Source organism: Leisingera sp. ANG49, assembly GCF_059694505.1.
In genome coordinates this window covers 371,891-395,126 of sequence record NZ_JCATZN010000003.1, presented here as the reverse complement: position 1 = coordinate 395,126, position 23,236 = coordinate 371,891, and the positions used below count along the sequence as shown (strand labels likewise).

General features: G+C 64.7%; 19 protein-coding genes and 1 pseudogene. 15 read left to right on the top strand and 5 right to left on the bottom strand.

The genetic code is table 11. The features are described from left to right. Window positions 1-99 precede the first annotated feature (99 nt). From AC58NV_RS12305 to AC58NV_RS12255, 11 genes are all read left to right on the top strand, one after another. On the top strand, window positions 100-279 hold the full coding sequence (locus AC58NV_RS12305; protein ID WP_497227394.1) for a Flp family type IVb pilin: 180 nt from the start codon (window positions 100-102) through the stop codon (window positions 277-279). A 196-nt stretch (window positions 280-475) separates the two neighbouring features. Next, window positions 476-1,288, top strand: coding sequence for a Flp pilus assembly protein CpaB (gene cpaB, locus AC58NV_RS12300; protein WP_497227393.1), 813 nt, complete (start codon window positions 476-478; stop codon window positions 1,286-1,288). Window positions 1,289-1,318: 30 nt separating this feature from the next. Beyond that, window positions 1,319-2,800 carry a TadE/TadG family type IV pilus assembly protein gene (locus AC58NV_RS12295; protein WP_497227392.1) on the top strand — a complete coding sequence of 494 codons (1,482 nt, stop codon included), beginning with the start codon at window positions 1,319-1,321 and terminating at the stop codon, window positions 2,798-2,800. A 5-nt stretch (window positions 2,801-2,805) separates the two neighbouring features. Then, window positions 2,806-3,309 carry a TadE/TadG family type IV pilus assembly protein gene (locus AC58NV_RS12290; protein WP_497227391.1) on the top strand — a complete coding sequence of 168 codons (504 nt, stop codon included), beginning with the start codon at window positions 2,806-2,808 and terminating at the stop codon, window positions 3,307-3,309. Continuing rightward, a complete protein-coding gene (locus tag AC58NV_RS12285; protein ID WP_497227390.1) occupies window positions 3,306-3,950 on the top strand; it encodes a TadE/TadG family type IV pilus assembly protein in 645 nt (214 codons plus the stop codon). The genes AC58NV_RS12290 and AC58NV_RS12285 overlap by 4 nt, the downstream gene beginning before the upstream one ends. Before the next feature lie 23 nt (window positions 3,951-3,973). Continuing rightward, window positions 3,974-5,203 (top strand): CpaE/TadZ family protein, encoded by a 1,230-nt coding sequence (locus tag AC58NV_RS12280; RefSeq protein WP_497227389.1) that lies wholly within the window; start codon window positions 3,974-3,976, stop codon window positions 5,201-5,203. 1 nt (window position 5,204) lies between these two features. Further along, the gene (locus AC58NV_RS12275; protein WP_497227388.1) at window positions 5,205-6,599 is read left to right on the top strand and encodes a TadA family conjugal transfer-associated ATPase; all 1,395 of its coding nucleotides are present in this window, start codon (window positions 5,205-5,207) and stop codon (window positions 6,597-6,599) included. Beyond that, window positions 6,599-7,591: a type II secretion system F family protein gene (locus tag AC58NV_RS12270; protein WP_497227387.1), complete on the top strand. Its 993-nt coding sequence runs from the start codon at window positions 6,599-6,601 to the stop codon at window positions 7,589-7,591. The genes AC58NV_RS12275 and AC58NV_RS12270 overlap by 1 nt, the downstream gene beginning before the upstream one ends. Window positions 7,592-7,606: 15 nt before the next feature. Further along, window positions 7,607-8,608 (top strand): type II secretion system F family protein, encoded by a 1,002-nt coding sequence (locus tag AC58NV_RS12265; protein WP_497227386.1) that lies wholly within the window; start codon window positions 7,607-7,609, stop codon window positions 8,606-8,608. A 494-nt stretch (window positions 8,609-9,102) separates the two neighbouring features. Next, window positions 9,103-9,699 carry a helix-turn-helix transcriptional regulator gene (locus AC58NV_RS12260; protein WP_497227385.1) on the top strand — a complete coding sequence of 199 codons (597 nt, stop codon included), beginning with the start codon at window positions 9,103-9,105 and terminating at the stop codon, window positions 9,697-9,699. Then, window positions 9,696-10,178, top strand: a complete 483-nt coding sequence (locus AC58NV_RS12255; RefSeq protein ID WP_497227384.1) for a prepilin peptidase — start codon at window positions 9,696-9,698, stop codon at window positions 10,176-10,178. The genes AC58NV_RS12260 and AC58NV_RS12255 overlap by 4 nt, the downstream gene beginning before the upstream one ends. Window positions 10,179-10,199: 21 nt before the next feature. Here AC58NV_RS12255 and AC58NV_RS12250 read toward each other — a convergent pair whose 3' ends face one another. Continuing rightward, window positions 10,200-10,658, bottom strand: coding sequence for an Lrp/AsnC family transcriptional regulator (locus tag AC58NV_RS12250; RefSeq protein ID WP_029205017.1), 459 nt, complete (start codon window positions 10,656-10,658; stop codon window positions 10,200-10,202). Window positions 10,659-10,773: 115 nt separating this feature from the next. Here AC58NV_RS12250 and AC58NV_RS12245 point away from each other — a divergent pair, with 115 nt between their 5' ends. Further along, a complete protein-coding gene (locus tag AC58NV_RS12245; protein WP_497227383.1) occupies window positions 10,774-11,976 on the top strand; it encodes a methionine gamma-lyase in 1,203 nt (400 codons plus the stop codon). A gap of 20 nt (window positions 11,977-11,996) precedes the next feature. On the opposite strand, the gene AC58NV_RS12240 is transcribed toward AC58NV_RS12245, so the two are convergent. Further along, the gene (locus tag AC58NV_RS12240) at window positions 11,997-12,461 is read right to left on the bottom strand and encodes an Lrp/AsnC family transcriptional regulator (RefSeq protein WP_497227382.1); all 465 of its coding nucleotides are present in this window, start codon (window positions 12,459-12,461) and stop codon (window positions 11,997-11,999) included. A gap of 127 nt (window positions 12,462-12,588) precedes the next feature. Between AC58NV_RS12240 and AC58NV_RS12235 the strand changes: the two genes are divergently transcribed. Continuing rightward, on the top strand, window positions 12,589-14,973 hold the full coding sequence (locus AC58NV_RS12235) for a thiamine pyrophosphate-binding protein (protein ID WP_497227381.1): 2,385 nt from the start codon (window positions 12,589-12,591) through the stop codon (window positions 14,971-14,973). A gap of 74 nt (window positions 14,974-15,047) precedes the next feature. Here AC58NV_RS12235 and AC58NV_RS12230 read toward each other — a convergent pair whose 3' ends face one another. Next, window positions 15,048-17,336, bottom strand: a complete 2,289-nt coding sequence (locus AC58NV_RS12230) for an Orn/Lys/Arg family decarboxylase (RefSeq protein WP_497227380.1) — start codon at window positions 17,334-17,336, stop codon at window positions 15,048-15,050. A gap of 156 nt (window positions 17,337-17,492) precedes the next feature. Here AC58NV_RS12230 and AC58NV_RS12225 point away from each other — a divergent pair, with 156 nt between their 5' ends. After that, window positions 17,493-17,963, top strand: coding sequence for a MarR family winged helix-turn-helix transcriptional regulator (locus AC58NV_RS12225; protein WP_497227379.1), 471 nt, complete (start codon window positions 17,493-17,495; stop codon window positions 17,961-17,963). 20 nt (window positions 17,964-17,983) lie between these two features. Continuing rightward, window positions 17,984-21,180, top strand: a pseudogene (locus AC58NV_RS12220) (2Fe-2S iron-sulfur cluster-binding protein). Window positions 21,181-21,260: 80 nt separating this feature from the next. Here AC58NV_RS12220 and AC58NV_RS12215 read toward each other — a convergent pair. Both AC58NV_RS12215 and AC58NV_RS12210 read right to left on the bottom strand, forming a co-directional pair. Then, on the bottom strand, window positions 21,261-21,653 hold the full coding sequence (locus AC58NV_RS12215; protein ID WP_497227378.1) for a hypothetical protein: 393 nt from the start codon (window positions 21,651-21,653) through the stop codon (window positions 21,261-21,263). A 53-nt stretch (window positions 21,654-21,706) separates the two neighbouring features. After that, window positions 21,707-23,173, bottom strand: a complete 1,467-nt coding sequence (locus tag AC58NV_RS12210) for a sulfatase family protein (RefSeq protein ID WP_497227377.1) — start codon at window positions 23,171-23,173, stop codon at window positions 21,707-21,709. Window positions 23,174-23,236: the final 63 nt, after the last annotated feature.

The following is a 23,236-nucleotide window of genomic DNA, read 5'->3' as shown; positions in this document are numbered from 1 at the left end:
GCATCCGGCACCCGGTAGAGTCAATGCAGGCCGGTGCCATTCGGCGCCGCGTCCGCATGACCCGCCGGGGTGCCGGCGTTTAACTGATGGGAGACTGAAATGACTGCATATCTGAAAATGATGCTGTCCACGCTGCGCCGCGACGAGCGCGGGGTGACGCTGGTGGAATACGGTATAGCCATTGCCCTGGCTGTGGGTGTTGGCACAGCTGCGCTGACTGCTCTGGGCGGGGATATCACAACCGCCATGGGGCTGGCGGGCGATGCGATGCCAGACTGAACTTTGGATGGGCCGTTTAAAGGGCCCGCGGCACAGGCTTTTGCAATGGGGGAGCGGAGCCTGTGCCGCCTGAAAGCCGCACCAGTCCATGGCGGCAGCAAGCATGGCAGGAAGCAGAAGCCTGCGGACTCTTCAGTCAACGAAAAGCCGGGACCGTCCTTCTGCTGCGCACGCCAGCGACGAAAGGAGACCTGGCATGAATATCTCATCACTTCTCAGCATGATTTTCGGGCTGGCCCTGGCCGGCGGCTCCGCCTATGTCGCCAAGGATTACATCGACGGGCAGGCCAACGCGGGCAATTCCGAGGGCCCAGCTCTGGTCGAGGTTGTGGTCGCCGCGCAGGATATCGCTTTCGGGACGGCGCTGACGGCGCAATCCCTGACCACCATAACCTGGCCGGCCGACGCGCAGCCTGCAGGCACATTCACCAGCTATGACGTGCTGCTGCCGGAGCCCGGCAAGCCGCCGCGCCGCGCCCGCCGCGCGATTGCGCAGGGGGAGCCGATCCGCGCCTCGAAGATTTCCAACTTTGGCGAGAAGGTGACCATCATGCAGACGCTCAGCCCGGATCACCGGGCGATGGCCATCAAGGTCAGCGCAGAGACTGCAGTGGGCGGATTCGTGACACCCGGCGACAGCGTTGATGTCCTGCTGACCCAGGGCCGCGATGCCAGCCTGAAAACCGTGACCATTCTGCAGAACGCCCGCGTGATCGGGGTGGATCAGGATGCCAACCAGGAAACCGACACGCCGGGGGTGGCCCGCACCGTGACGGTGGAAGTGACACCGGAAGAAGGCCAGCGCCTGGCGCTGGCGCAACGGGCGGGCACGCTGAGCCTGACCTTGCGCAACGTGGACACACCCGAAGAAGAGGTGCCGCTGAACTCGATCAGCCTGAACGACGTGCTGCGCAATCTGCAGCCGCAGCAGGAGGAGACCGTGCAGCGGGTCCGGAAGACCGTCCTGATCCGCCGCGGCACCGAAGTGTCGGAAACTGAAATCCGCTGACCGCATCTGCCCCGGGGAGATTAGACAGCTATGCGCCTGACCGCCTGCATAAGACAGTTCGCACAAGAGGACCGCGGCACCATGCTGGTCACCTGGGGGCTGACTTTCGTGGTGCTGCTGGGGATTGCAGCGATGTCCTTTGACCTGGGCCGCACCGGCATCACCCGCAGCGAGCTGCAGGCGTTTACCGACAATGTGGCGCTGGCAGCCGCAGGGGAACTGGACGGCAAGGATGATGCCATCACCCGCGCCCGCGCCGCAGCGGCCAATCTGATCAGCGACCGCAAGACCTTCGGCACCGGCGGAAGCCTGCTGAGCGGTGATACAGATTACACGCTGACTTTCTTTTCCGAACTGCCCGATGACGACACCGCTTCCCTGACCGCCGTCACCGCAGACCCGGCAGAGGCGGTTTTTGTCCGTGCCGAGGCGGCGCCCAGCACGGTCGGGGCCACCTATGGTGCCGCTTTTGCCGCACTGACCGGGAATGCCCGCCCGAATGAACTGGCGCGGGCGTCTTCGGTGGCCGGCTTCACCCAGTATGCCTGCGACATCACCCCGCTGATGTTCTGCATCCCTCCCGGTTTTTCGGCAGATGCCAGCATCGGCGAGATGATCCTTCTGCGCTCCGGCGGCAATGGGGCCGCCTGGGGGCCGGGGGATTTCGGCTTTCTCGATCCGGGTAAGGCGCTGGTCGATGCGGACGGTCCCTGTGCCGGATTGAACGGCGCGCAGCTGGATGCCTGCCTGCTGGGTGCTGAGGGCAGCATCACCCAGTGCTTCAATCAGCGCGGCGTCGATATCGAGCCGGGCCAGAAGGTCGGTATCCGCGACGCGGTCTTCAACGTGCGCTTTGACATCTACAAGGCGATCATGAACGGCAAGCGCAACAACCCCGACTACCCGCCCGCGCCCAATGTCATCAAGGGCATCGTGCCAAAGGGCAAAGGCAAAGGGAAAGGGAAGGGCGGCGGCAGCTGCATCGGCAACTCCGAGGAGCAGTCCCAAGACACTGTGGGCCTGCCGCGCGACGACTGTTTCGTCAGCGGCAGCTGCGGCCGTTTCGGCGACGGCGACTGGAGCGCCGGGCGGGCCACCTATGTCGAGACCAACTACGGCGGTGTGGATCCGCATCCGGGTGCCACGACCCGGTTCGAATACTACATAGCGGAAATCAATGCGGCAGGCGGCCCGGGCGGCAATGGCGACATTCTGTCCGGCCTGTCGGAGACCGGCCGTCCGGTCTGCTCACCCAATCAGAGCGTTGACGTGAACCGGCGCGTTGTGATCGCTGCCGGCATCGATTGCACAGTAAATCCGGTGCAGGGCTCGGCTACAGATGTGCCGGTCGAGGAGTTCGTCAGGGTGTTCCTGACCGAGCCGGTGGGTGACGACGGCACTTCCCCGCCAACCCTGGACATCTGGGGCGAGGTGGTCGGCAGCGCCGGCGGCGGCGCCGGGGGCACTGGCGATGCGGGTATCTTCCGCGACGTTGTGCAGCTGTACAGGTGAGCGGGATGGCTGAAAGGGCACATACCGCAGACGGTTGGGCTGCCTTCCGCAGGGGGGAAGAGGGCGCGGTACTGGTGGAATTCGCCCTGATGCTGCCGCTGATGCTGCTGGTCTTTGCGGTGATCATCGAGGGCGGGCGGATGATGTGGTCTTATCAGGCCGCAATCTCCGGCGTGCGCGATGCGGCCCGCTATCTGGCGCGGGTGGCACCGCAGGACATCTGTTCTTCCGGCGGCTCGGTCATCGCGCATCAGCCGCAGCTGCTGGATATCGTGCGCGAAAGCATTGATGGCGACGCGCTGTTTCCGGCGAGCCTGAACGTGACCTCGGTCACCCCCAGCCTGAGCTGCCATGCGGGCAGCTACCGGATTTCGCCGGCGCCGGTGGTGCAGGTGCAGGCCAATCTGACCATGACCTTCCCGTTTGCCGGTGTCTTTGCGCTGAACGGTGGCAGCCTTGGTACCATCAGTACCATCGTCACCGATCAAAGCCGGGTGTTCGGGACATGACGGGGCTGTGGCGGGCATATGCAGCCCTGCGCCGGTTCCGCCGGACCCAGGATGGCGCTGCGCTGGTGGAGCTGGGCCTTACCATCCCGCTGTTCCTGCTGCTGTTCATGGGGATCATCGATTTCGGCCGCATGGCGTTTCACTATGTGGTGGCGGAACGGGCAATGAATGTGGCCGCTCGGGTTGCCGCGGTGCGCCCGCCGGCCTGTGCCGGGGTGCCGGAGATCCACCGGCGCGACCCCTCGGCCAGCGGCCCGCCGCCCGGTTATGGCACGTCCTGCCGGGCCGGGCCGGACATCTGCGTGAATGCGGGCACCGTGACCTGCGCGGGTTCCGCCGCCAACGCAACCGCCAATGAAATCTGGGCCCTGGTGCGCGGCTCCATGCCACCCGATGCCACCATCGCAGCACTATCGTTCAGCTACAGCTACGACGGCAGCCTCGGCTTTCTGGGCGGGCCTTATGTGCCCGTGGTCACGGTGGAGCTGCGGAACCAGACGTTTGAATTCGTATCGCCGCTGGGGCGGCTGGCGGCACTGGCCGGCGCTGCGGGGGGATCAGCCCTGGGGGCCGCGGTGCCGTTCCCGCCGATGAGCGTCTCATTGCCGGGCGAGGACCTGGCGCTGGGCCAGAGCGGCTGAAGCGATAGTGAAAGGAGAGGCCGATGCAGGCTGAAACACAATCCATCGTGGTAATCTCCAAGGATCCGGCTGTCAGCGCGCTGGTCGCCAGCGTGGCACAGTTCCAGCCCGGCACCGGGGTGCAAAAATGCGCTTCTGCGCTGGGGGAAATCAACGGCGCTGCGCTGCAACTGGCCAAGGAAAATGATCTTGTGATTTTCCGTACCGAAGGGGAAACAGAGCGCGACGCCGCCGCGGTGCGGGAAATCCTGCGCGACACCGGCGGTGCGGCGCGGATCCTGGCTCTGGCGGATACCAGCATGCCCTTTGCCGAGTTGCGGCTTTTGACAGAGGCAGGGGTGCAGGATGTGCTGCCCGACACCGCCTCCGCCGATGAGCTGTCGGCGGCGATCCGCAACTGCCTGAAAACAAAGGAGCCGCAGCAAGGCGCGGCCGGCGCCCGCGGCAGCCGCGAGGGGATGGTGATTGCGGTCAGCCAGTCCTGCGGCGGCGCCGGGGCGACGACGCTGGCGGTGAACCTGGCCGATTGCCTGACCTGCCGCCGCGGCCTGCGGCGGCAGGAGGCGGAGTTCCGGGTCGCGCTCCTGGACCTTGACCTGCAGCTCGGGGCCATCGGCAGCTTTCTCGACATGCCGCCGAACCGCTGCCTCTATGAGCTGGCAAGCGAGGGGTTTGTGCCTGACCATGTGTTTGCCGAACAATCGCTGAGCGAGGCCGCGCCCGGCCTGTGGGTGCTGGCCGCCCCGGCCGAGATCGCACCGCTGCATGCGCTGAAACCGGAACAGGTGCAGGCGCTGATCGCGCATCTGCGTCTGCAGTTCGACTTCGTGGTGATCGGCCTGCCGCGGGCCCTGGCCGAGTGGCTGACACCGGTTCTGGAGGCCAGCGAGCGGCTGCTGATGGTGACCGGCAGTTCGGTGCCTGCGATCTGCCAGGCGCGGCGGCTGCTGGATTTCTATGCCGAGACCAGCATGAGCCTGCAGACTGACATCGTGATCAGCCGCGAACGCAAGCCGCTGATCGCTGCCGGCCATTACAAGGAGGCCGCCAAGCTGCTGCAGAGACCGTTCAAATACTGGCTGCCCAATGACCCTTCAGCGGCGGCAGCCGCCGCGGACCAGGGGGTGCCGCTGTCGGCGGCGGCCGGGCGCTCAGGCCTGGCCAAGGCAATCCGGCGGCTGTCTGGTGATCTGATCGAAACAAGAAATGCCCGCGCCGTCGCGGCGCAGCCTCAGCACGGAAAGGCGGTTTGAGATGTTCAGGAATTTTGGCAAGCGAACAGAAAACGCGGCCGCCGCGGACACGGTCGTGCCGATGTGGCCGGAGGCCGGTGGCGATGCCCCCAGGGCAGAGCCGGACATCAGTGAGGAAACCCGCAAGCTGACGGCCTTTCTGGAGCTGAAAAGCCGGATGCATGAGGCGGTGATCGACCGTCTGAACCTGGCGGTGATCGACAAGGTCGAACCGGAGGAGCTGCGCCGCGAGGTGGCGGCGCTGGTCAGCGATGTGCTGGCCGAGGAGAACAACCCGCTGCGCGCCGATGAATTCCGCCGCCTGGTGGATGAGCTGATCGACGAGGTGCTGGGGCTTGGCCCGCTAGAGCCGCTGCTGGCCGATCCCGGCATCAACGACATTCTCGTGAACGGCCACAAGACGGTTTTTGTCGAACGCAGCGGTGTGCTGGAGCAGACTGGCGTGCGGTTCCGCGACGAAAAGCACCTGTTGCGGATCATCGACAAGGTGGTCTCGCGCGTCGGCCGCCGGGTGGATGAGAGCAACCCCTGGGTGGATGCGCGGCTGGAGGACGGCAGCCGGGTCAACGCGATTATCCGGCCCTGCGCTATCGACGGCCCGTCATTGTCGATCCGCAAGTTTGCCCGCGATGCGCTGACGCTGGAGAAGCTGGTGGCGGGCAATGCGCTGAACGGCCGCGCCGCCGCCTTCCTGCAGGCGCTGGTCGAGGCGCGGATGAACATCCTGATCTCCGGCGGCACCGGCTCCGGCAAGACCACAATGCTGAACGCGATTTCCGCCAGCATCGACCCGCGCGCGCGGATCGTCACCATCGAGGATGCGGCGGAGCTTCAGCTGCAGCAGGCCCATGTGGTGCGGCTGGAAACCCGGCCGCCCAACCCCTCCGGCGGCGGCGCCGTCAGCCAGCGCGACCTGGTGCGCAACGCCCTGCGGATGCGCCCGGACCGGATCATCGTCGGCGAGGTGCGCGGTGCCGAGACCTTTGACATGCTGCAGGCGATGAACACCGGCCACGACGGCTCGATGACCACGGTGCACGCCAATTCCGCCCGCGACGCGCTGGGCCGGATTGAGCAGATGGTCTCGATGATGGGGATGGAGCTGCCCTTGCAGGCAATCCGGGCGCAGATCGCCTCGGGCCTGCAGATCATCGTGCAACTGGCCCGCCTGTCGGACGGGCAGCGGCGGGTGATCAGCATTTCGGAACTCACTGGCCTGGAGGGCGAGGTGATCACCATGCAGGACATCTTCGTGTTCCGCCGGATGGGCAAGACCGCCGATGGCGGCATCGCCGGCGAATTCATCCCGACCGGCATCCGGCCGCAATGCGCCGCCCTGCTGGAAGCGGCGGGCGTGGGGTTCGACCAGGGCCTGTTCCAGCCGGAGGGCGCGTGATGCTGGATGATCTGCTGAAGGAACTGCATGGCTGGAACGGCCAGCTGGGCGGATATGCGGTGTACTGCGGCCTTGCGGTCGGCGTGCTGCTGCTGCTGTCCGGTGTGCGGCAGCTGACCAGCCGCAAGAGCCGCTCCGCGGTTTTCCGCAGCCGCCGGATGCGGATGATCAGCAAGGGGCGCAGCGGCAGCGAACGGCTTGCTATCCTGAAACCGCCGCCGCGCCGCACCGGCTGGCAGCGCATTCCCGTGGCCGGCGCGCTGCCGCAGACCCTGCGCCGCGCGGATGTGCCGCTGAGCGCGGGCATGTTCTGGACCGGCTGCTGCGCGCTGGCCGCGCTGATCTTCATTGCCGCGGCGGGATTTGCGGGGGTGTCGCAGGCCGCTGTATTCGGACTCCTGGGCGGCTTTGGCTTGCCAATCGTCCTGCTGCTTGGCCGCCAGCGCAAACAGATGGACAAGCTGGTGCAGCAGCTGCCGGATGCGCTGGAAATGCTGGCCCGCGGCCTCAAGGTGGGCCATCCTCTGATCAACTCCCTCGACATCGCGGCGCGTGAGATACCGGACCCGGCGGGCACCCAATTGGGCATCATCTGTGATCAGGTGACCTATGGCGACGATCTGCCGGATGCCGTGCAGGAATTCGCGGACAGGACCGGCCTGGAAGACGCGCAGTATCTGGCCGCCAGCATCAGCATCCAGCATGGCACCGGCAGCGACCTGTCGGTGATGCTGGAAACCCTGGCGCGGGTCATTCGCAACCGGATATCCATGCGCCGCAAAGTGCACGCGCTGGCCTCCGAAGGGCGGCTGACCGCCTGGCTGCTGTCAGCGCTGCCGCTGGTGATCTTTGCCACCGTGTCGGTTCTGACGCCGAGTTACTACGCCGGGGTGGCGGATGATCCGATGTTCCGGCCGATGATGGGCGCGATCATCCTGCTCACGGTGCTGAATGCGCTGACGCTGCGCAAGCTTGTCAATTTCCGGATCTGATCAGGGAGCTTCGCCATGGAAGAGATCGTCACCCGCCTCCTGACCCAAACCGGGCTGCCGCCCGGTGCATTGGCCGCTGCAGGCGCTGCTGCCGCCGTGCTGCTCATTTACTTCGGCGCTGCCGCTAGCCTTATGCGGAAATCGCCCGCCGCGGCGCGGCTGTCGTCGCTGGGAGAGGCCCGCCGCCGCCAGTCCAGCGACCTGGCGCTGCTGAAGGCGCCCGCGGCCCAGCCCGGCGGGCTGATGAAGGCCTTTGTGCCGGCCAGCCTGACGGAGCGCTCGGAGCTGGAGAACAAGCTGTCCCAGGCAGGGTTTTCCCAAGCCGGGGCGCTGCGCAGCTTCACCCTGATCCGGGTGTTCCTGGGGCTGTTGGTGCCGGGGCTGCTGCTGCTGGTCATTGCCGCCGCCAAAACACCGGGTCTGTTGCCGCCCAATCCGTTTGCGGCGCAGGTGGCAGGCTGGACCAATCTGCAGGTCTTTCAGGCCCTGAGCGGGCTGGTGGGGGCGGGTTTCTTCGGCCCGGTCTATGTGCTGAACGCCCGCGCCGCTGCCCGCCGCCGCCGGATCGAGGAGGCCTTTCCCAACGCACTGGACCTGATGCGTATTTCCGTCGACTCCGGGCTGGGGTTTGACGCCGCGATGACCCGCGTCGGCAATGAGCTGGCACAGGTCTCGCCGGATTTGGCCTTTGAATTGCTCAGCGTGCAGCGGCAAATCCAGGCCGGGCGCGCCCGCGGCGATGCGCTGCAGGACATGGCCGGGCGCACAGGTGTGGAGACCGTCGGGTCCTTTGCCAATGTCGCTCTGCAGTCGATGCAATTCGGCACCAGCATGGCCTCGGCGCTGGCCACCTATTCCGAGGATCTGCGCAGCCAGCGGGAAATGCGGGCGCAGGAAATGGCCAGCAAGCTGCCGGTCAAGATGTCGGCGGTTCTGGCCTCGCTGATGCTGCCTGCATTGATCATGATTACCATCGGCCCGGTGGTAATCCGCTACATACGCTTTATCGCAAGCTGATTCGAAATCCGCTTGGACAATTACTGCAATCGGCGGCAATTGGTTCGGTGGAACAGTGCCGGAACACTGAAAAAATCGCCCTGTGATTGTAAATTTGCGCGGCTGCCTGCATTTTTCGTCAAATTCTTGACGCAATTGAATGAACCGGCCAGCATGGGGAGACGCAATAGGGAGTTGATTGGTATGGGCGCTTGCTAAGTTACTAAAAGCGCTATGTTAAAAGTTAATACTGCTGTGGGGGGACGCGCGTTATGGGGACCAATGCGCTTTTTGACACCCACACCATTCGGGCTGCTGAAGCCGGAATGATTGCGCCAATTGCGCGCTGGTGTGAGTGTTTGCACGGCTGTGCGCCTTTCAGGGACGCGTTGAGCGGACTGGCGGCGGCCATTAAGGGGGAAGCAGCTGCAATTTGCAGAGTATCGGCTGGCAAGGGCCGGGCTTCAGGATCAGTTATCTTTGACAGGGGTGCGGGCAGCGGAAACAGCCCGCCGTTGGAACGCTCCTTTGCCCGCTCGGTGCTGGGCAGCTATCTGGACAAGGCCAAGCCGGGGGCGATCTGGTATAAATCCATGAGCGGAGGGGCGGCGGATCCGGCATTGGACCGGTTCCACAGCGATCGCAAACTGGTGGAGCTGGCGGTGATCCCGCTGTGCTCGGGCAAGCAGCACACAGATTTCCTGGAGGTTCATTTTGCAACCCGGCCCGGTGCTGTTCAGCAGGCGCTTTTGAACATCATTTCCGGCACCCTGGTGCGGACCTGGACCAACCGCTCTCCCGGGCTTTACGCCGAGGCTTGCCTGAAGGACCGGCGCGCGGCGCGTGACGACGGGGTGCAGGCGCATCTGCTGAGCATGGAAAACCCGGCCCAGCTGAGCCGCGCCGAATACCGGGTCTGCGTGCTCTTGAGCAAGGGGCAGCCTGCCAAGCGGGTGCAGTCGGACCTGGGAATCTCGAAATCGACGCTGCGCACTCATCTGCGCAACATCTACGCCAAGACACACACCCGCAACATGAGCGAGCTGGTCTATCAGCTGGTCTCGGTTGACACCTTCGCCGGGCAGACGCCGCGGCGGAATTCAGCCGCATGACGGGTGTCGCGGATCTGCTGCCGCTGGCTGCGGCCAGTCCGCTGCTGATCTATGCCGGGCTGGGCGACCTGCGGCACCTGCGGCTGTCCAACAGGACAATGCTGGGGCTGGCGGCAGTCTTCCTGCTGACCGCGACGCTGCTGCCGCTGGTGGAAACCGGGCTGCGGCTGCTGGCGGCTGGCATCGTCTTCGCGCTGTGCTTTGCGCTGTTCTGCGGGCGGGTGCTGGCAGGCGGAGACGTCAAGATGATGGCGCTGGCCATGCTGTTTGTGCCGTCCTCTGCGCTGGCTTCATTCGGCTGGAGCTTCAGCGCCGCAATGCTCACCGTGCCCGTAGCATTGACGCTGCTGGGCCGGACAGAGGCCGCCGCCGGCTGGCGGCATTGGGCCTCGCTTCAGACGCCGGGGAGAATGCCGATGGGGGCGGCAATTTCCCTGGCGCTGATGCTCTTGCTGATTGTCCAGACTGTCAGGGCCTGATTCTGAAAGGCGGCCGGCAACTTAGCGGGCAGGCGGAAACACCGCCGTCCGCTTGACCGTTCCATAGACAAAACTGGTGTCGATGGAAGCAATGCCGCCGACCGGGTGGATGCGGGTGCGGATGAACTCTTCATAGGCTTCCAGATCCGGCACCAGCACCCGCAGCTGATAATCCATCGCGCCGGTCAGGACGTGGCACTCCAGCACCTCGTCGATCAACTGCATCTTGCGCTCGAAATTCTTTACATCCGCCTCGCCGTGCCGCTCCAGCTTAATGCGGACGAAAACGGTGATCGGCAGCCCGTAGGATTTGGCATCAACCACCGCGCTGTAACCCTGGATAACGCCTTGGGCCTCCAGATTGCGCACCCGCCGGAGGCAGGGAGAGGGGGAGAGACTCACTGCCTCCGCCAGGTCCTGGTTGGTCATCCGGCCGTCCCGCTGCAGGGCGCGAATGATCTGGCGGTCCTTGCTGTCCATTTTGAGGTCCTGTTTGGCAGAATCTGCCAATATCTATATCTGATCGGAAATAATTTGCAATCCATTGCCGCTGAAGCAGGCGGATGATGCCTGTAACAACAGACAGGAGTATCCCATGAAAACCTCCGGCGGCTTTGCCACCCGTGCCATCCACCACGCCTATGATCCGCAACAGAACGATGGCGCACTGACGCCGCCGCTCCACCTGACCTCCACCTTCACCTTTGAGACCGCAGAGGCCGGCGGCGAGATGTTCGCAGGCGAGCGGCAGGGCCATATCTACAGCCGCATTTCCAACCCGACCTGTGACCTGCTGGAGCAGCGGATCGCCACGCTGGAAGGCGCCGAGGCCGGCCTCGCGCTCAGCAGCGGCATGGGCGCCATCACCGCGGTTCTGTGGACCCTGCTGTCGCCCGGTGATGAGGTGATCGTGGACAAGACGCTTTATGGCTGCACTTTTGCCTTCATGCGCCACGGGCTGGCGAAATGGGGCGTTACTATCACCCATGTGGACATGACCGACATGGAGAACCTGCGCGCGGCTGTCTCGGACAAGACCCGCGTGGTCTATTTCGAGACCCCGGCCAACCCGAACATGCGGCTGGTGGACATCGCCGCGGCCGCCGAAATCGCCCATGCCGCAGGCGCGCAGGTGGTGGTCGACAACACCTATGCCACCCCCTACCTGACCCGCCCGATCGAGCTGGGCGCCGACATCGTGCTGCATTCCGCCACCAAATACCTGGGCGGCCACGGCGATGTGGTGGCGGGCCTGGTCGTGGGCACCGCCGAGCAGATCGGTGAAATCCGTCTGGTCGGTATGAAGGACATGACTGGCGCTGTGATGGCGCCCTTCAACGCCATGCTGATCCTGCGCGGCCTCAAGACTCTGGCGCTGCGGATGGACCGCCACTGCGCCTCCGCCGTCACCGTGGCCGATTATCTGGCTGCCCACCCGGCGGTGAAATCGGTGTCCTTCCCGGGGCACGAGAGTTTTGCCCAGGCATATGTCGCCAAGCGCCAGATGGCGCAGCCCGGCGCTATGATCGCCTTTGAGGTCGAGGGTGGGCTGCAGGGCGGCATCGCCTTCATGAACGGGTTGCAGATGATCCGGCGGGCGGTGTCGCTGGGCGATGCGGAAACCCTGATCCAGCATCCGGCTTCGATGACGCATTCGACCTATACTCCGGAAGAGCGCGCCGAACACGGCATCAGCGACGGGCTGATCCGCCTGTCAGTGGGGCTGGAGGAGGTGGAGGATATCCTCGCCGACCTGGGGCAGGCGCTGCCGCGCGCGGACACCTCGGAAGCGGCCTGATGCCTCCGGGCCGCGCCCTGTCAGTACAGGCGCGCGGCCTGATCCTTGACCCGGCGGATCGGGATCGAGGATTCCAGCGACGCCACGCCGGGGATCTTGGTCAGGCGACCGGTCAGTAAGTGCTCGAATTCGTGCAAATCCCGCACCACAACCCGCAGCAGGTAGTCGAAGTTACCGGTCATCAGCCAGCAGTCCACCACCTCAGGGCAGAGCTTCACCTGGCTTTCGAAAGTGACCAGCCTGTCGTCGACCTGCTGGTCCAGCCGCACCGAGACAAAGACGCTGAAAGTGAAACCCAGTTTGGCCTCGTCGATGCGGGCGCTGTAGCCGGTGATGAAACCCTCAGCCTCAAGCTTTCTGATGCGGCGGGCGCAGGGGGATGGCGACAGGCCGACACGCTCGCTCAATTCCTGATGCGACAGGCGGCCGTCGGCCTGAAGCGCGGCAAGGATGCGGCGGTCGGTTTCATCAAGGGTATCGCTCATTTGAGGTGGAATCCTTCATTGATCGTAAGGTTTGCGCTGGATATCGGCGCAGATAACGCAAATTCGCAGAGAGTTTAGCGCCTTTTGCTGCAGATGGCAGCTTATTCTCGCGCAAACGGAGAGTGACATGACTGCAAACCTTCAGCACCTCAAGACCATCGAACAGCGGCTCCTGTGGCTGTCGCATTGGATGATCCACAACGCGAACCACATCCGCCCCAAGGCGGACGGGATCAAGATCGGGGGGCATCAGGCCTCTTCGGCGTCGATGGTGTCGATCATGACGGCGCTGTATTTTTCTGCACTGAAGCCCGGCGACCGGGTGGCGGTGAAACCGCATGCCTCACCGGTGTTCCACGCGATGCAGTACCTGATGGGCAATCAGACGCGCGAGAAGATGGAGAACTTCCGCGGTTTCGGCGGGGTGCAGAGCTACCCCAGCCGCACCAAGGATGTAGATGATGTGGATTTCTCCACCGGCTCTGTCGGCCTTGGCGTCGGGATCACCGCGCTGGCCTCCTTGGTGCAGGATTTCATCACCGCCAAGGACTGGGGCAAGGACGCCCGAACCGGCCGCATGGTGGCGCTGGCAGGCGACGCCGAACTGGACGAGGGCAACATCTACGAGGTGCTGCAGGAAGGCTGGAAGAACGATCTGCGCAACACCTGGTGGATCATCGACTACAACCGCCAGTCGCTGGACGGCATCGTCCGGGAGGGGCTGTTCGAGCGGATCGAGAAGATCTTTGACGCCTTCGGCTGGGACGTGGTGCGGGTAAAATACGGCGCCCTGCAGAGGGCCGCATTTGAGGAGCCGGGCGGTGAAGCCCTGCGCGCCTGGATCGACGCCTGCCCGAACCAGGAGTATTCCGCGCTCACCTACATGGGCGGCGCGGTCTGGCGGCAGCGGCTGATGGACGACGTCGGCGACCAGGGCGAGGTCAGCGCGCTGATTGAGAAGCGCAGCGATGAAGAACTGGCCCAGTTGATGGAAAACCTCGGCGGCAACTGCGTCGAGACGATGGCAGACGTGTTTGCCGCCATCGACCACGACCGCCCGGTCTGCTTCCTGGCCTATACGGTCAAGGGCTGGGGCACCCCGATTGCCGGCCACAAGGACAACCACGGCGGCCTGATGACCAAGGCGCAGATGGCGGAGTGGCAGGCCAATATGGGCGTCGCGGAAGGCGAGGAGTGGGAGCCCTTCGCCACCGTCTACGACCCCGCCGCACTGCAGGGTTTCCTGCGTCAGGTGCCGTTTTTTGCCGAAGGCCCGCGCCGCCATTTCGACGCGCCGCTGCCGGTGCCGGCGATTGCCATCGGCACTTCCCGCGAAATCTCCACCCAGATGGCGTTTGGCAAGATCCTCGATGATCTCTCCAAGGGGGACAGCGAACTGGCGGCGCGGATCCTGACCACCTCGCCCGATGTGACCGGCACCACCGGCCTGGGGCCCTGGGTCAACCGGCGCAAGCTGTTTGCCCGCGAGGTGCAGCAGGATGCCTTCATCGAGCACCGCATCCCGTCGACTGCGAAATGGAACTTCGTCCCCGAGGGCCAGCACCTGGAGCTGGGCATCGCCGAGATGAACCTGTTCCTGCTCTTGGGCGCTGCGGGCCTGTCGCATTCGCTGTTCGGCAAGCGGGTGATCCCCATCGGGACCGTCTACGATCCCTTTGTTTGCCGCGGTCTCGATGCGCTGAACTACGCCTGCTATCAGGACGCGCGCTTCATGATCGTCGGCACGCCCTCCGGGGTGACGTTGGCGCCTGAGGGCGGCGCGCATCAGTCCATCGGCACGCCGCTCATCGGCATGTCGCAGGACGGGCTGGCAGCCTTTGAGCCGGCCTTTGCCGATGAGCTGGCGGTGATCATGGAATGGGCCTTCGACTACCTCCAGCGCGACGGCGAGGGCAACCCGGATGAGCGCACCTGGCTGCGCGACGAGACCGGCGGCTCGGTCTATTTGCGCCTGACCACCAGCCCGATGGAGCAACCCGGCAAGCGCGCCGATGAGGACTTCCGCCAGGGGGCCATCGACGGCGGCTACTGGCTGCGCAAACCGGGGCCAAACTGCGATGTGGTGATCGCCTATCAGGGCGCAGTGGCGCCGGAGGCGATCAAGGCCGCGGGCATCATCGGTGAAAGCCGCCGCGACGTGGGGGTGCTAGCGGTGACCTCCGCTGACCGGCTGAACGCGGGCTGGACCGCGGCGCAGCGGGCGCGCTCGCGCGGCAATGCCGCAGCCAGGTCCCACATCGAGACGCTGATGGGCGGCTTGCCGCCCCATTGCAAGGTGATCACCGTGATCGACGGCCACCCTGCGACGCTTGCCTGGCTGGGCGGGGTTGCGGGCCACCAGACCATTCCGCTGGGGGTGGAGCATTTCGGCCAGACCGGCACCATCGGCGATCTCTACCGCCACCACGGTCTGGACGCTGCCACCATTGTGGCCAAGGTGAACGGGCTGACTGCTGGCAAACGGGTCAGCAACGCGGTGCCGGCCAGGTAATCACCCGGCAGAGCTTGCAAGATCTGATTGAAGTACAGAGGCGGCCGCGCGGACACGCGGCCGCCCTTCCTGAGTCACTCCGCCACGCAATCCGCGAAGTAATGGGTCAACCCATCAGGGCCGGTCTCCTGGACCAGCCCGTGAATGTCGGTCTCAAACCCCGGGCATTCCCGCCCGAAGGCGCGGTTGAACTTCAGGTATTCCACGATCTTCTTGTTGAACACCTCGCCGGGGATCAGCAGCGGAATGCCGGGCGGGTAGGGGGTCACCAGGCTGGTGGTGATGCGCCCCTCCAGCTCGTCGATCGGCACCCGCTGGGTGGTGCGCCGGGCAATATGGCTGAAGGCATCGCTCGGCTTCATCGCCGGGGTCAGGTCGCTCAGGTACATCTCTGTCGACAGCCGCGCCACGTTGTTCTTGGCATAAAGCGCATGCACATGTTCGCACAGGTCGCGCAGCCCCATCTGTTCATAGCGCGGCTGGCTGGCGCAGAACTCCGGCATCGCGCGCGGCACGGCCAAGTTGCGGGCAAAGTCGTCCTTGAACTGCTGCAGCGCGCTCAGCAGCGAGTTCCAGCGGCCCTTGGTGATGCCGATAGTGAACATGATGAAGAAGGAATAGAGCCCGGTCTTCTCCACCACCACGCCATGCTCGGCCAGGTATTTGGTCACGATCGAGGCCGGGATGCCCCAGTCCTCGAACCTGCCGTCGAGGTTGAGGCCCGGGGTGATGATGGTGGCCTTGATCGGGTCCAGCATGTTGAAGCCGGGCGCCATGTCGCCAAATCCGTGCCAGCTGTCCTCGCCGCCTGCCTGCACGCCGTCGGCATCGGTTTTCCTCAGCACCCAATCCTTGGTGCTGCCGATGCCGTCCTCGGCCAGATCCTCCGGCCCCCAGACCTGGAACCACCAGTCATCGGCGCCGTATTCCTCGTCGACCTTGCGCATGGCGCGGCGGAAATCCAGCGCCTCCATGATGCTTTCCTCGACCAGCGCGGTGCCGCCCGGCGGCTCCATCATCGCCGCCGCCACATCGCAGCTGGCGATGATCGAATACTGCGGGCTGGTGGAGGTGTGCATCAGGTAGGCTTCGTTGAACAGATGCCGGTCCAGCTTGGTCTCCTCGCTGTCCTGCACCAGCACATGGCTGGCCTGACTGATGCCTGCCAGCAGCTTGTGGATCGACTGGGTGGCATAGGTCACCGAATGCTTGGTGCGCGCCCTTTTGCGGCCCATCGCGTGGTAGCTGCCGTAGAACGGGTGGAAGGCCGCGTGCGGCAGCCAGGCTTCGTCGAAATGCAGGTTCTCCGTATAGCCGTCCAGCTGCCCCTTGATCACTTCGGTGTTGTAGAGCACCCCGTCATAGGTCGACTGGGTCAGCGTCAGGATCCGCGGTTTCACCGCATCGGCATCCACATCCTCCAGCAGCGGATTGGCGCGGATCTTGGCCTTGATGCTGTCGATTTCGAACTCCGAATGCGGGATCGGCCCGATGATGCCCCAGTGGTTGCGGGTCGGTTTCAGGAACACCGGGATGGCGCCGGTCATGATGATCGAATGCAGGATCGACTTGTGGCAGTTGCGGTCCACCACCACCACATCGCCCGGCGCCACCGTGTGATGCCAGACCATCTTGTTGGAGGTCGAGGTGCCATTTGTCACGAAATAGCAGTGATCGGCGTTGAAAATCCGCGCCGCATTGCGCTCTGACGCGCCGATGGCGCCGTTGTGGTCCAGAAGCTGCCCCAGCTCCTCCACCGCGTTGCAGACATCGGCGCGCAGCATGTTCTCACCGTAGAACTGGTGGTACATCTGCCCGACCGGGCTTTTCAGGAACGCCACACCGCCGGAATGCCCCGGGCAATGCCAGGAGTAGGAGCCGTCCTCGGCATAATCCAACAGCTTCCTGAAGAACGGCGGCTGGATGCTTTCCAGGTAACTCTTCGCCTCGCGGATGATGTGTCGGGCGACAAATTCCGGCGTGTCCTCGAACATATGGATGAAGCCGTGCAGCTCGCGCAGGATGTCATTGGGCAGGTGGCGGCTGGTCTTGGTTTCGCCGTAGATATAAATCGGCACATCGGCGTTCTTCCAGCGCACCTCCTCTATAAACGTGCGCAGGGCGACCACCGCGGGGTCCAGATCCGGGCCGGGGGTGAACTCCTCGTCGTCGATCGACAGCACAAAGGCGCTGGCGCGGGACTGCTGCTGCGCATATTGCGAAAGATCGCCATAGCCGGTGACGCCCTGCACTTCGAATCCTTCGTCTTCGATGGCCTGGGCCAGCGCCCGGATACCGGAGCCTGAGGAGTTCTCGGAGCGGAAATCTTCGTCAATGATGACAATGGGAAAGCGGAATTTCATGCTGTTCTCCTAGCGGGTGTCCAGCCCTGTTTTCGAGGATACAGGCTGCCCGCATTGATGCAACGCCCGCGGCAGGGCGCAGTTCGCGTTACGCCTATCCGTAAAGGCCGCCAAGAGGGCATGTGCAGAATCTGCTGGCTTTTGCGGGGCATATAGTTGACATTGTCAATTATCGTGACTCAGCACCGCTTCAACCTGCACCAATCCCTTGGCTATCAGATCACCATGCTGGCGCGCGTGAACGAGCGCCGCTTTGAACAGCGCATCGCCAAATACGGGCTGAGCCGCGTCACCTGGTGCGTGCTGCTGGCGGCGGGGGAGGAAGGTCTGGCGACCCCGTCGGAGATCGCGGACTTCATCGGCATCGACCGCACCGCCATCTCCCGCGCCCTGCGGCAGATGGAGGCACGCGGCCTGATCACCCGCAGCAGCGGCAGCGGCGACGGCCGTTCGATCCGGGTCGAACTGGCCGCACCGGGGCAGGCGGCGCTGCAGGCAGTGCTGCCCATCGCGAAAGAAAACGCCGCCTATTTTGAGGCCAAGCTGACCGGCGAAGAACTGGTAGAGTTGCGCCGGTCCATCGCCAAGCTGCTTCAGGGCGAGCCGCGCATCGTCGCCAAGCTGTAAATCACCGGGGGCCATACTTCATGGGCAAACTGTTTTCCTACCGCAACCGGCCTGTGCATCTGGGGCCGTATCCGATGGAGACGCTGGCGCGGCAGGCAGAGCCGGACAGGATGGCCGCGCTGCCGCCGTTGGCGAAGGTCAGTTTCCGGCGCCCCGACGCGCCGCTCTCCATCGTCAACGCGATGCGAGAGTATCAAGCGATGCTGGATGCCACCCGCGAGGGGCTGGTGAAGAAGGAACGCGCCGAGATCCCCGCCAGCCCGCAGGAGCGTACGGATCACCTGAAGGCCTTCGGCTACTTCTGCGACGCCTCGCTGGCGGGCGCCTGCGCGGTGCCCTCCGGCGCCTGGCTGGATGCGCCGCTGGTGAACCCGGATGTGGCGGCGCTGGCGGACACCCTGCGCAGCAAGCAGACCAAGACCTTTGCCTCCGGTATCGACGTGGTGATGGCAAACTTGCGCGAGGCGATGCAGGCCCCGCCCGCGGACTGCCGCCACCACACGCACGCGCTGGTCTATGTCTACGAATTCCCCCGCGACCCCGAAGCCGGGGAAAGTGGCACCGATTGGCTTTCGGACGCCCAGGACCAGCGCGCCTGCCTGCGGGCAGCGGAAACCGTGGTGACGCTGGCCAACTACATCCGTCTTCTGGGCTGGGAGGCTCGCGCCCACACCGGCGCCGCCACGGATGCGCACTTGGGCAAGCTGGCGGTGCAGGCAGGGCTTGCCACCTATGAGGACGGCGTGCTGACAAACCCCTTTCTTGGCGCCCGCTTCGGCATCGCCGCCGTCACCACCACGCTGGAACTGGCACCTGATTTGTCGCTGGTGCCGGGGCAGGCGCCTGGCCTCAAGTACCGGCTGGGCCTGGGCGCCCACGCCAAAAGCGCCGCCACCCGCGACCCCTACGCCAAGCGCCGCTTCATGGACGGCCCGCACCCGTTTGAGACCCTGAAACGGGTTGACGATCCGACAACCTATATCGACGAAAGGAACGTCGCCCGGGTACCGAAACGCGCCGACATGTTCGCGCGCGCCCTGTTCGGTGACCTCGGCAAAGGCCCGCAGGAGGCGGCAAAGAACGGCAACTACGTCCGCAAATCCTCCTCCGCCTTTGCCTTCCGCTCCTCCCTCGCGGCCTTCGTGCTGCTGCAGGACGGCGAAGCCACGCCACAGGTGGACCCCAGCGCCGCAGACGCCGCCCGCAACGCCGCGGATATCAAGGCCGCAGCCTATTTCCTCGGCTGCGATGCGGTGGGAATTTCACGTTGCCCGGACTGGGCCTATTACTCCCACGATGCCGCGGGCGAACCCTTGGCGCCCTACCACGAAAACGCCATCAGCATCATCATCGACCAGGGCCACGAAACCATGGAGGGCGCCTCCGGTGATGACTGGATCGCCTGCGCCCAGTCGATGCGGGCTTATCTGCGGTTCTCTCTGCTGGGCGGGGTGATCGCGCAGCAGATCCGCAACCTCGGCTATACTGCCCGGTGCATTCGGTGATGGACGGCGAGGTGCTGCAGCCGCCGCTCTTGCTGCTGTCCGGCCTCGGCGAGGTCTCCCGCATCGGCGAGGTGATTCTGAACCCCTTCCTCGGCCCCCGCCTGAAATCCGGCGCGGTGACCACCAACCTGCCGATGACACACGACAAACCGGTCGACTTTGGCCTGCAGCGGTTCTGCGAGGCCTGCAACAAATGCGCCCGCGAATGCCCCTCCGGCGCCATCACTGCAGGCCCGAAGCTGATGTTCAACGGCTACGAGATCTGGAAGTCCGACAGCCAGAAATGCACCACCTACCGGGTCACCGTGCCCGGCGGCGCCATGTGCGGCCGCTGCATGAAGACCTGCCCCTGGAACCTGGAGGGGCTGTTTGGCGAGGCACCGTTCCGCTGGGCTGCGATGAACCTGCCGGGCAGCGCGCCGCTGCTTGCAAAACTCGACGACGCGCTGGGCAATGGCGAGGTGAACGGCACTAAAAAATGGTGGTGGGACCTGGAGATGGTGGCGGAGGGGCCGTATGCTCTCTCCCAGCATCCTGTGAACGCCCGCAAGCTGTCCAAGGACCTGGACCTGAAGTTCGAAGACCAGACCCTGGCGGTCTACCCGGCGCCACTGGCACCGCCGCCCTATGCCTGGCCTGCGCCGATGGACCGCGAGGCCGGGATTGCCGCCTATCAGGCCATGATCCCGGCGACGGAGCACAAGCGCCGCCGCGCCGCGAGCCTGCCGCCGGAGCATGTCTATTCAGCCGGTCAGGGCGACGCTCCGGTGATGCGGGTGCGTCTGTCGAAGGTTGAGCACATGACGGACGCGGTCTCCAAGTACGAGTTCTCCCTGCCGGATGGTGCTCCGCTGCCCCCGGCCTCTGCAGGCGCCCATATCGACGTGGTGGTGGCCCCGGAGTTTTTCCGCCAATACTCGCTGTCCGGCGACCCGGCAGACCGCTCGAAATACCAGATCGCGGTGCTGCGCGAGGACGAGGGCCGCGGCGGTTCCAAGCTGATGCACCGCATCTTCGAAGAGGGGCGCATGGTCTTCATCTCCAAGCCCATCAACCACTTCCCTCTGGTCGAGGATGCTGCCAAATCCTACTTGATGGGCGGCGGCATCGGGGTGACGCCGATGATTGCCATGGCCCACCGTCTGCACGCGCTGGGCCGGGACTTTGAGTTCCGCTACTCTTGCTCGAAACAGGCAAATGCGGGTTTCCTGCAAGACCTGCAGAACGTCCCTTGGTCAGACAAAGTGCACCTGCATTTTTCCGACCAGGGCACCCGCGCAGACCTGGACGAAGTGCTGCAATACGCGCCGGGCAGCCATGTCTACACCTGCGGGCCGGAGATCTACATGCAGGCGGTTTTGGATGCGGCCGAAACCAATGGCTTCCCCGAAGAAGCGCGGCATATGGAATATTTCTCAGTACCGGAGCAGCCAGAGTATGAGGACCATCCCTTCACCCTGAAGCTGGCTAAAACGGGCGGCGAGATCCGGGTGCCAGCAGAGCAGACCGCTACAGAGGCTTTGGCCGAAAGCGGCATCCATGTGGACGTCAAGTGCTCCGACGGCATCTGCGGCGTCTGCAAATGCGGGCTGCTCTCGGGCGCGGCGGAGCACCGCGATTTCGTGCTCTCCAACAAGCAGCGCGAAGGGGCGATCATACTTTGCCAGTCCCGTGCGCTGGAGCCGGGCGGGGTGCTGGAAATCGATTTGTAAGCGGCAGGCGGTGCAATTTTCTTAGATAAGAAAATTGCCAAAAGTTTTGAAAAAACTTTTGCGCGCGAGGCGGCGGCAGCTCAGAACGGCTGCCGCTCGCCCAGCAGATAGCGCGCCGCATCCGCGTAATCGAATACCAGCGAGACCACGATCACCGCGCACACCGTCAGAATGATCCGCCGCGGCCAGATGGGCATATCCGGGCGCGCCTGCTGGCGCCACAGCCAGAAAATCAGCGGTGTCCAGAAAAGGATATGCGGCAGCCCAAGCAGCCGCACATAGCCGAGCTGCCCGTAGATCCAGTAGACCCCGCCTGCCGCCAGCACACTGACCGCCACTGTTACCAGTCCCGCGATCCGGCTGGTCCTCCAGATCAGCAGCGCCAGCGGCAGCACAAAGGCGCCCAGAAACAGGATGTTGACCCAGACCTGCACCCACAGCGGTTGGGTTGCAATTGCCTCTTCCAATGTCATGGCACGGCCCTCCCGCCCGCGACCCTAGGCAAGGGCAGGGCGGGCGGCAAGAGCTACAACGGAGAGCCCTCGCGCATCTTGTCCTGCTCGTCCGGCGTCGGCGTGTGGTTGAACACGTAAGCCGTGCGGCAGGCCTCCTCGCCGCCCAGTTCCGCAATCCTGCGGCGCTGATCGGCAAAAGCGCGGGCGTTCACTTCTTCGGGATCGCAGATCGCCCGCAGCCGCCGCTCGCCCTCCGCCAGGGCTGCTTTGATCTGCGGGTCTTTCCCTCCGTCCATTGCCCGGTCCGCCTGCTCATGCGGATCACCCTCCAGGTCGAACAGCTGCGGCGGCATTCCGGCGTAGTGGACATATTTCCACTTGCCCCAGCGCACCATGAAAGCGCCGGTTCTGGAGCCGCCGTCGTGGTATTCGCTGAACCCGGTGCGGCTCTCGTCATAGGGAGCATTGGCAATCGCGCGCAGCGACACGCCCGGTAGCTCCGCATCCTCCGCCAAGCCGCAAACCTCGTGCGCGGTGGCGGCGATGTCGGTCAGGCTGGTGCAGGTCGCCACCTTTTGCCCCGCCGCAATCCCCGGCCCGGCGGCGATCATCGGCACCCCGGCGGATTGCTCATACATGACCTGCTTGGTCCAGAACCCCTGATCCCCCATCATGTCGCCATGATCCGACACATAGAGGATCACCGTGTTCTCCAGCTGGCCGCTGGCCTCCAGCGCCCGGATCACCCGGCCCGCGCAATGGTCCATGAAGGACGTCAGCCCGTAATAGGCGGCCTTGGCCTCGCGCATCTTCTGTTCGTCGAAGTAATCATCGTAGTTGAAGAAACCCGCGATGTTGCGCAGCTCCTCATGCTCCGGCAGCCCTTTGCCATAGCCCACCGGCAGGTCCATCTCTGCCGGGTCGTACAGGCTGTACCATTCCTCGGGGCAGGTGAGGGGGTAGTGCGGGCTGACCAAGGACACAAAGGCCGCCCAGGGCTGCTGCTGCCGCTTGGGATCCGCCAGCCAGGCTTCTGCCGCTTCGGTGATGGCCAAATCATAGTCGGTATAGGTGCTGGACCCGGTGCCGACATCACCCGCCAGTTCCGCTGCCGAGTCATAGGGCGGCGGGTTTTCCCGCAGCAGGCCAATCGCCCAGCCGACGCCTCCGACCACATGCATCGGCAGGATTTCTCCGGAAAAGCCGTTGTCGTCCTCGGCAGACCGGAAATGCAGCTTGCCGATCGAGACCACCTCGCGCCCCGCCTCCCTCAGCTGATGCATCCAGCTGCGCGGGGTTCCGGCGTAGGGCGTCGCGCTGTCCCAATGCCCGGTCCTGTGCACCCAGTCTCCGGTGGCCAGCGCCGCCCGGGTCGGCACGCACATGGGGGAGGGCGTATAGGCCGCAGTGAACATCGTGCCGCGCGCCGCCAATGCATCCAGGTTCGGGGTCTTCACGATGGGATGGCCCGCGCAGCCCATCGCATCCTTGCGGTGCTCATCCGAGATGATGACCAGGAAATTCGGCGGTTGGGTCATGCTGTCCTCCCCTTTTGGATTGGCCCCAGACTGGCGGCAAAACACAGCGCCTGAATGCCCGTT

Bases quoted from the DNA above. Each gene is read 5' to 3' on its own strand.
- AC58NV_RS12270 (WP_497227387.1), top strand. From the start codon at position 6,599: ATGCTGGATGATCTGCTGAAGGAACTGCATGGCTGGAACGGCCAGCTG.
- AC58NV_RS12265 (WP_497227386.1), top strand. From the start codon at position 7,607: ATGGAAGAGATCGTCACCCGCCTCCTGACCCAAACCGGGCTGCCGCCC.
- AC58NV_RS12295 (WP_497227392.1), top strand. From the start codon at position 1,319: ATGCGCCTGACCGCCTGCATAAGACAGTTCGCACAAGAGGACCGCGGC.
- AC58NV_RS12230 (WP_497227380.1), bottom strand. From the start codon at position 17,336: ATGAAATTCCGCTTTCCCATTGTCATCATTGACGAAGATTTCCGCTCC.
- AC58NV_RS12305 (WP_497227394.1), top strand. From the start codon at position 100: ATGACTGCATATCTGAAAATGATGCTGTCCACGCTGCGCCGCGACGAG.
- AC58NV_RS12250 (WP_029205017.1), bottom strand. From the start codon at position 10,658: ATGGACAGCAAGGACCGCCAGATCATTCGCGCCCTGCAGCGGGACGGC.
- AC58NV_RS12280 (WP_497227389.1), top strand. From the start codon at position 3,974: ATGCAGGCTGAAACACAATCCATCGTGGTAATCTCCAAGGATCCGGCT.
- cpaB (WP_497227393.1), top strand. From the start codon at position 476: ATGAATATCTCATCACTTCTCAGCATGATTTTCGGGCTGGCCCTGGCC.
- AC58NV_RS12240 (WP_497227382.1), bottom strand. From the start codon at position 12,461: ATGAGCGATACCCTTGATGAAACCGACCGCCGCATCCTTGCCGCGCTT.
- AC58NV_RS12285 (WP_497227390.1), top strand. From the start codon at position 3,306: ATGACGGGGCTGTGGCGGGCATATGCAGCCCTGCGCCGGTTCCGCCGG.
- AC58NV_RS12235 (WP_497227381.1), top strand. From the start codon at position 12,589: ATGACTGCAAACCTTCAGCACCTCAAGACCATCGAACAGCGGCTCCTG.
- AC58NV_RS12245 (WP_497227383.1), top strand. From the start codon at position 10,774: ATGAAAACCTCCGGCGGCTTTGCCACCCGTGCCATCCACCACGCCTAT.
- AC58NV_RS12215 (WP_497227378.1), bottom strand. From the start codon at position 21,653: ATGACATTGGAAGAGGCAATTGCAACCCAACCGCTGTGGGTGCAGGTC.
- AC58NV_RS12255 (WP_497227384.1), top strand. From the start codon at position 9,696: ATGACGGGTGTCGCGGATCTGCTGCCGCTGGCTGCGGCCAGTCCGCTG.
- AC58NV_RS12290 (WP_497227391.1), top strand. From the start codon at position 2,806: ATGGCTGAAAGGGCACATACCGCAGACGGTTGGGCTGCCTTCCGCAGG.
- AC58NV_RS12210 (WP_497227377.1), bottom strand. From the start codon at position 23,173: ATGACCCAACCGCCGAATTTCCTGGTCATCATCTCGGATGAGCACCGC.
- AC58NV_RS12275 (WP_497227388.1), top strand. From the start codon at position 5,205: ATGTTCAGGAATTTTGGCAAGCGAACAGAAAACGCGGCCGCCGCGGAC.